Here is a 6,672-nt window from a genome sequence, read left to right on the forward strand (position 1 = left end):
CCACCGACCGGGTGGCCGCCGCCGGGCACTCGGCGGGCGGGGTGACCACCATCGGGCTCTTCACCGCCGGCCGGGACGAGCGGCTGGCCGCCGGGATCGTCTTCGCCGGCACCGCGCTCGGCGTGGGCACCGCCTTCGCCGGTGCCGCCGCACCGCAACTGTTCGTGCACGGCGAGGCCGACGAGGTGGTGCAGTACACCGCCGGCAAGGCGGTCTACGACCTGGTGCCATGGCCGAAGGCGATGCTCAGCCTGACCGAGGGCGACCACGGCCGGAAGCTGCTGAGAGACGACACGTCGCTGGGCGTGGTGGCGAACACCACCGCCGAGTTCCTGCGCTGGACGCTCTACGGCGACGCCGAGGCCAAGGAGCGCATCCCCACCGCCGCCGCCCGCGACGACATCGCCACCCTCGACAGCAACCTGTAGCTCCCGGGGTTTGTCGTAAGGAAGGGTCCCCTGCTAACGCCTCGCGTATAGCAGGGGACCCTTCCTAACGCCGCACGCCCTAACGCCGCACGCCCTCACACTGAGCGCGTGCGCCTCGACGCGTGCCGTGCGTCAGCTGGTGTGGTCGATCACGACCTTGCCGAAGGCGTCGCCGGAGTGCAGGCGGGCGAACGCCTCCTCGACCCGGCTGAACGGCACCACGCTGTCCACCACCGGGCGTACCTTCCGCTCGGCGCAGAACGCCAGCAGGTCGGCCAGATCGGCCTGGGTACCCATCGAGGTACCCAGGATCTCCAACTGCATCGCGAAGACCCGGCGCAGGTTGACGGCCGGCTCGTGCCCGGCGGTCGCCCCGGAGACCACGATCCGCGCGCCCGGCGCGGCCGACTTCAGGGAGTGGTCGAAGGTGGCCGCACCGACCGTCTCGATCACCACGTCGACCCGCTCGGGCAGCCGGGCACCCGTCTCCAGCGCGGTCGCCCCCAGCCCGGCGACCCGCTCCCGCTTGGCCGCGTCGCGGCTGGTCGCGTACACCCGTTTGCCCATCGCGGTGGCCAGCACGACGGCGGCGGTGGCGACGCCGCCCCCGGCGCCCTGGACCAGCACCGCCTCGGCCTCGTCGACCCGGCCCTTGGCGGTCAGCATCCGCCACGCGGTCAGCCAGGCCGTCGGCAGGCACGCCGCGTTCGCCGCCGACAGGCCCGCAGGCAGCGGAAGCAGATTCCACCGGGGTACGGCCACCCGCTCGGCCAGCGTGCCGGGGAAGTGCTCGGAGAGGATGGAGATCCCGCGCGGGTCACCCGGGGTGGGCACCACCGGGTAGACGACCACCTCGTTGCCCTCCGGGTCGACACCGACGGCGTCGCAGCCCAGGATCATCGGCAACTGTTCGGCTCGCAGTCCGACACCGCGCAGTGACCAGATGTCGTGGTGGTTGAGCGAACTGGCCGTGACGCGCAGGGTCACCCAGTCGTCGTCGGGCAGGCTCGGCTCGGGCTGCTCACCCACGGTGAGCGCGGCGAGCGGATCGGCGTCGTCGAAACGGGAGGCGAAGGCGGCACGCATGATCCGCACCGTAACAAGCTGAGCGGCCGTTAAGAAGGGTCCCTTCCTCGACACGAGGCGTTAGGAGGGGGCCCTTCCTTACACGTCAGGCTTACACGTCAGGCGCGAGCGACGCCGTCGCGGCGGGCGGCTTCGGCGACCGCTTCGGCCACCGCCGGGGCGACCCGGGGGTCGAGCGGCGAGGGCACGATCGCGTCGGGCGTGAGCGTCTCGGCCACCACGGCGGCGATGGCGTCGGCGGCGGCCACCTTCATCGACTCGGTGACCCGGGTGGCCCGGGCCTGGAGCGCGCCCCGGAACACGCCCGGGAAGGCCAGCACGTTGTTGATCTGGTTGGGGTAGTCGCTGCGGCCGGTGGCGACCACCGCGACGTGCCGGGCGGCGACGTCCGGGTGCACCTCGGGGGTGGGGTTGGCCAGCGCGAACACGATCCCGCCGGACGCCATCCCGGCCACCGCCGCCTCCGGGATCTGACCGCCGGAGACACCGATCAGCACGTCGGCGTCACGCAACGCCTCGGTGATGTCGCCCTGCCGGCCGTCGGCGTTGGTCAGCTCGGCCAGTTCGGCCTTGGTGCCGGTGAGGCCGTCACGCTGACGGGAGACGATGCCCCGGGAGTCGCAGACCACCACCCGCTGCGGGTCCACTCCCCCGGCCACCAGCATCTTCGTCACCGCCACGCCGGCCGCGCCCGCGCCGCTGACCGCCACCCGCAGGTCGCCGAGCTTGCGGTCGAGCAGGGTCGCGGCGTTGCGCAGCGCGGCCAGCACCACGATCGCGGTGCCGTGCTGGTCGTCGTGGAACACCGGGATGTCCAGTGCCTCGTCGAGGCGGCGTTCCACCTCGAAGCAGCGTGGCGCGCTGATGTCCTCCAGGTTGATCCCACCGAACGACGGCGCGAGCGCCTTGACCGTCGCCACGATCTCGTCGACGTCCTGCGTGTCGAGGCAGATCGGCACCGCGTCGACGCCGCCGAACTGCTTGAACAGCACAGCCTTGCCCTCCATCACCGGCAGCGCGGCGCGCGGGCCGATGTTGCCCAGGCCGAGTACGGCCGAACCGTCGGTGACGACCGCGACGGTGTTCGACGCCCAGGTGTACTCGTACGTCAGCGACGGGTCGGCGGCGATCGCCTCGCACACCCGTGCCACGCCCGGCGTGTACGCGAGGGAGAGGTCTTCGCGGCTGGTCAGCGGGACGGTCGAGAGGACGGCCATCTTGCCGCCCCGGTGCAGTTGGAAGACGGGATCAGCGGGGTCCACGGTGGACGAAGGCATGGTGACTCCAGTGTCGTTTCAGCAGCTGGGCCGGCCGGTCGGGGCGCACGGTGAGGCGAGCGAGCGGCGGCACGAGTGCGGGGGTCACCCAGGCACTTTTCGAGCATAGTCACGCCACCGGCAGCCAGAGGTGAGCAGGGTCATAACGGCTGCGGCGGCAATCGGCCGGGGCGGGGCCAGTAGCGGAACACCACCCGACCGAGGACGTCGGCCACCCCGTACGCCCGGGAGTCGTCGGTCACCAACTCGTTGTCACCGTACAGCCACCAGCCGCCGTCGACGGGTCGGACGGCGCGTTTGACCACGAGCAGCTCGGGGCGGCTGCGGAAGACCGCGACCACCACGTCCCCCGGCCGGGTGGCGCGACCCCCCGGGCGGACCAGCACCGCGTCGCCGTGCCGCAGGGTCGGCGCCATGGACGGACCGGTCACGAGTACGGCCGAGAGCGGTCGCCGGAGACGGGGTACCGGCATGTGGTTTCACCTCCTGCGGCCTCGGGGACCACGTCCAGGAGTAATGTCGTCATGGATCATCGCAAACTTCCCATGGAGGATCCCGATGCGACTTCCACGCATCCTTGCGCCCCGGGTGACCGCGAGCGCGCACTGCGACCTGCCCTGCGGCGTCTACGACCCCGCGCAGGCTCGGATCGAGGCCGAGTCGGTGAAAATGATCTGCGAGAAGTACCAGGCCAACACCGACCCCGAGTTCCGTACCCGGGCCATCCTGATCAAGGAGCAGCGGGCCGAGCTGGTCAAGCACCACCTGTGGGTGCTGTGGACCGACTACTTCAAGCCGCCGCACTTCGAGAAGTACCCGCACCTGCACCAGCTGTTCAACGAGGCCACCAAGCTGGCCGGCGCGGCCGGCGCCAAGGGCGCCACCGACCCGTCCAAGGCCGACGAGCTGCTGCAGAAGATCGACGAGATCTCGAAGATCTTCTGGGAGACCAAGCAGGCGTGACGTGACCCGGTCACGCCTGTCGTCGGCGGCCGGCCCTGCCCCTCGGGGCGGGCCGGTCGCCGACGCGTTTCCGGTCGAGCGCCCGGTCCGTACCAGGTCGCCCGGCTCGCCGTCCGCCGCGCTGACGGCCCTCCGCCGCCCCGCCGCCTGAGCGGGTAGAGTCCCCGACCGGGGGGATGAGTCGTGACTCAACTGACCGGACAACCGACCACCGACGACGACGTGGTGCACCTCACCGTGCCCGCCGACGGCGGCTATCTGAGCGTCCTGCGTACGGCCACCGCCGGTCTCGCGGCGCGTCTCCAGTTCGCCCTCGACGAGATCGAGGACCTACGCATCGCCGTGGACGAGGCGTGCGCCATGCTGCTCGCCATCGCGCCCCGGGGTGCCGAACTGGACTGCCGCTTCGCGGTCACCGAGGACGCGTTGACCGTCGAGGTGACGGTGCCGACCGTGCCGGGTGCCCGACTCCCTGCGGAGTCGTCGTTCGCGTGGAAGGTGCTGACCGCGTTGACCACCTCCGCCTCGGCGGGAGCGGCTGACGGCCGGGCCACCATCTCGCTGCTCACCCGCCGCGCCTCCGGCTGGTGAGCGGAGCTCACTCGAAGCCGAGGGCCCGCGTGGTGGGCGGGCTCACCAGCAGCCAGGTGACGCCGAGCCCGAGCGCGATCAGCGGTACGCCGAGCCAGCCCAACCCGCCCTGGATCATGAACCAGCCGATCGGCAGCAGCATGAGTTGCAGCACGATGGCGGGTGCCCGGGCGCCCGCTCGACGGCGCAGCAGCGCGCTGCCCAGCGCCCAGAGCGCGATCGCCGCGCCGATGGCGAACGCCGTCACCAGCAGCGCCGACACCAGGTCGGTGGTGGCGGCGGTGAAGTCGGCGACGACCAACCAGGCCGCGATCAGCCCGACGGCGATCGCCTGACCCCGCAGGAGGAAGACCGCCCACCGGAGGGTCACCGGGGTCGGGTCGGAGTCGATTGCCACGCGGTCACGATACCCGTGGCGGGTCGGGGTACAGTGCCGCCCATGCGGGCCGTCCTGCTGGTCAATCCGAAGGCCACCACCACCAGCGAGCGTGCGCGGGATGTGCTCGTCCGAGCGCTGCGCAGCGAGGTGGATCTCTCCGTGCGCTACACCCGGCGCCGCGGCCACGCCACCGCGCTGGCCCGGGAGGCCGCGGTGGAGGGCGTCGACGTGGTGGTCACCCTCGGTGGTGACGGCACGGTCAACGAGGTGGTCAACGGCCTGATGACGGCGACCAGTGCCGGCGGTGCGGCACCGACCGCCGAGCGGTTGCCCGCGCTGGCCACCGTGCCGGGCGGCTCGACGAACGTCTTCGCGCGGGCGCTGGGCCTGCCCAAGGAGTGGCCCGAGGCGGCCAGCATGCTCCTGGAGGGGCTGCGGCTGAGCCGGCACCGGACGATCGGCCTCGGCCGGGCCGACGACCGCTACTTCACCTTCTGCGCCGGCTTCGGGCTCGACGCGGCGGTCATCCATCGGGTCGAGGAGGCCCGTCGGCGGGGCCGGGTCTCCTCGCCGGGGCTCTATTTCCGCGCCTTCACCGCGCAGTTCCTGCTCGGTGCCGAGCGGCGCAACCCGGCGATCCAGTTGGAGCAGCCGGGCGAGACCACGGAGGGCGATCTGGCAACGGTGATCGTCCAGAACACCGCCCCGTGGACGTTCGTCGGCGACCGGGAGGCCAACCCGAACCCGGAGGCGTCCTTCGATCTGGGCCTCGACGTGATGGCCCTTCGCCAGCTAGGCGTCGCCAGTACGACACGGACAGTGAGGCAATTCCTGTCCGCCACGCCGGATCCGCAGGGTCGCCAAGTTCTTCGTCGGCACGATGTTGCCGAGTTCACGCTGGTAGCGAGCCGTCCGCAGGCGTTTCAGCTCGACGGCGACTACCTTGGCGAACGAGAAAAAGTTGGATTCGCCTCCGTTCCGGCCGCACTCAGAGTAATCTGTTAGGTCTCCGGTACCCCCGGGCGGAGAGGTCGGCGCGCCCCCGACACGCGACGACTGCGACACCTGGGACTCGTGCCGGAAATGTCGGCAATGTGCGCGGGACTGTACTATATTGATCCTCGACTGTGATAAGCCGGGTAAGCCAGCGCCCCCTGGAACCGGGACAAATGGGTTGTGGGCTTGCTCACCGCCCGGAGTTTTTCCAAGCGTCACCCTTGACATCGCCAGAGTTCGTGAAAGTATTCACAAGCGAACTTGAGTTACCGGGACATTGCCTGGACATGCTCGGCAGGTTGAGCTGTTCCAGCAGGTCCCCCGGGCCAACAGCCTGCTCACGCACTGCCGAATTGACGAACGCAAACCGTCACCATCGGCAATGCGGATGCATATAGGAAAAGCACGAAGAAGCAACATCTGCCACCCATCCAGAATGAGGAGTGTTGCCGCCATGGACTGGCGTCACCATGCTGTCTGCCGCGACGAGGACCCGGAACTGTTCTTCCCGATCGGGACGTCCGGTCCGGCTCTCCTGCAGGTCGAGCAGGCCAAGGCCGTCTGCAGGCGCTGCTCCGTGACCGACCAGTGCCTGCAGTGGGCGCTGGAGTCCGGTCAGGACGCTGGCGTCTGGGGCGGGATGAGCGAAGAGGAGCGCCGCGCTGTCAAGCGTCGCGGTGGCCTCCGGGTGCTGCGCGCTCACTCCGCCTGACCACAACCGCACCGAAGCGACACGCCCCGGCCGGGCTCAGCCCGCCGGGGCGTTCTGCTGTCCACCCGCACCTGGATGTAAGGAAGGGACCCTTCCTATACACCAGGCGTTAGCAGGGGACCCCTCCTTACATCCACAAGGGCGCTCAGCGCGTCGAGGGCGCCTGGACGTCCACCCGGTCCAGCACCAGCCCCACCAACTCCGGCGCGTCGGTCAGCGGCGCCGCCACGGCGACCGCGC

At 70.6% G+C, this 6,672-nt stretch carries 8 protein-coding genes and 1 pseudogene; 5 read left to right on the plus strand and 4 right to left on the minus strand.

Annotated features, from left to right (window positions below):
* Positions 1-428 (plus strand): annotated as a pseudogene (locus tag EYA84_RS23160) (chlorophyllase); the annotation flags it as partial.
* Positions 429-560: 132 nt separating this feature from the next.
* On the opposite strand, the gene EYA84_RS23165 reads toward EYA84_RS23160, so the two are convergent.
* From EYA84_RS23165 to EYA84_RS23175, 3 genes are all read right to left on the minus strand, one after another.
* Positions 561-1,523: a zinc-binding dehydrogenase gene (locus EYA84_RS23165; RefSeq protein WP_131055284.1), complete on the minus strand. Its 963-nt coding sequence runs from the start codon at positions 1,521-1,523 to the stop codon at positions 561-563.
* 89 nt (positions 1,524-1,612) lie between these two features.
* Complete coding sequence (locus EYA84_RS23170; protein ID WP_131055287.1) at positions 1,613-2,791, minus strand: NADP-dependent malic enzyme; 1,179 nt, start codon at positions 2,789-2,791, stop codon at positions 1,613-1,615.
* A 140-nt stretch (positions 2,792-2,931) separates the two neighbouring features.
* Positions 2,932-3,264: a S24/S26 family peptidase gene (locus EYA84_RS23175; protein WP_131055289.1), complete on the minus strand. Its 333-nt coding sequence runs from the start codon at positions 3,262-3,264 to the stop codon at positions 2,932-2,934.
* Between the two features lie 85 nt (positions 3,265-3,349).
* Between EYA84_RS23175 and sodN the strand changes: the two genes are divergently transcribed.
* Positions 3,350-3,754: a superoxide dismutase, Ni gene (gene sodN, locus EYA84_RS23180; protein WP_131055291.1), complete on the plus strand. Its 405-nt coding sequence runs from the start codon at positions 3,350-3,352 to the stop codon at positions 3,752-3,754.
* 183 nt (positions 3,755-3,937) lie between these two features.
* Positions 3,938-4,345, plus strand: coding sequence for an anti-sigma regulatory factor (locus tag EYA84_RS23185; protein ID WP_131055293.1), 408 nt, complete (start codon positions 3,938-3,940; stop codon positions 4,343-4,345).
* Positions 4,346-4,352: 7 nt separating this feature from the next.
* Here EYA84_RS23185 and EYA84_RS23190 read toward each other — a convergent pair whose 3' ends face one another.
* A complete protein-coding gene (locus EYA84_RS23190; protein WP_131055295.1) occupies positions 4,353-4,742 on the minus strand; it encodes a hypothetical protein in 390 nt (129 codons plus the stop codon).
* Positions 4,743-4,784: 42 nt separating this feature from the next.
* Here EYA84_RS23190 and EYA84_RS23195 point away from each other — a divergent pair, with 42 nt between their 5' ends.
* Positions 4,785-5,729 (plus strand): diacylglycerol kinase family protein, encoded by a 945-nt coding sequence (locus EYA84_RS23195; RefSeq protein ID WP_131055297.1) that lies wholly within the window; start codon positions 4,785-4,787, stop codon positions 5,727-5,729.
* A gap of 445 nt (positions 5,730-6,174) precedes the next feature.
* On the plus strand, positions 6,175-6,432 hold the full coding sequence (locus EYA84_RS23200; protein ID WP_007072794.1) for a WhiB family transcriptional regulator: 258 nt from the start codon (positions 6,175-6,177) through the stop codon (positions 6,430-6,432).
* Positions 6,433-6,672 lie beyond the last annotated feature (240 nt).

This window comes from Verrucosispora sp. SN26_14.1 (assembly GCF_004307965.1).
Lineage (GTDB): Bacteria > Actinomycetota > Actinomycetes > Mycobacteriales > Micromonosporaceae > Micromonospora.

What these genes read in the sequence shown, in the direction of transcription:
- EYA84_RS23200 (WP_007072794.1), top strand. Translation starts at nt 6,175, where the DNA reads ATGGACTGGCGTCACCATGCTGTCTGCCGCGACGAGGACCCGGAACTG.
- EYA84_RS23175 (WP_131055289.1), bottom strand. Translation starts at nt 3,264, where the DNA reads ATGCCGGTACCCCGTCTCCGGCGACCGCTCTCGGCCGTACTCGTGACC.
- EYA84_RS23195 (WP_131055297.1), top strand. Translation starts at nt 4,785, where the DNA reads ATGCGGGCCGTCCTGCTGGTCAATCCGAAGGCCACCACCACCAGCGAG.
- EYA84_RS23170 (WP_131055287.1), bottom strand. Translation starts at nt 2,791, where the DNA reads ATGCCTTCGTCCACCGTGGACCCCGCTGATCCCGTCTTCCAACTGCAC.
- sodN (WP_131055291.1), top strand. Translation starts at nt 3,350, where the DNA reads ATGCGACTTCCACGCATCCTTGCGCCCCGGGTGACCGCGAGCGCGCAC.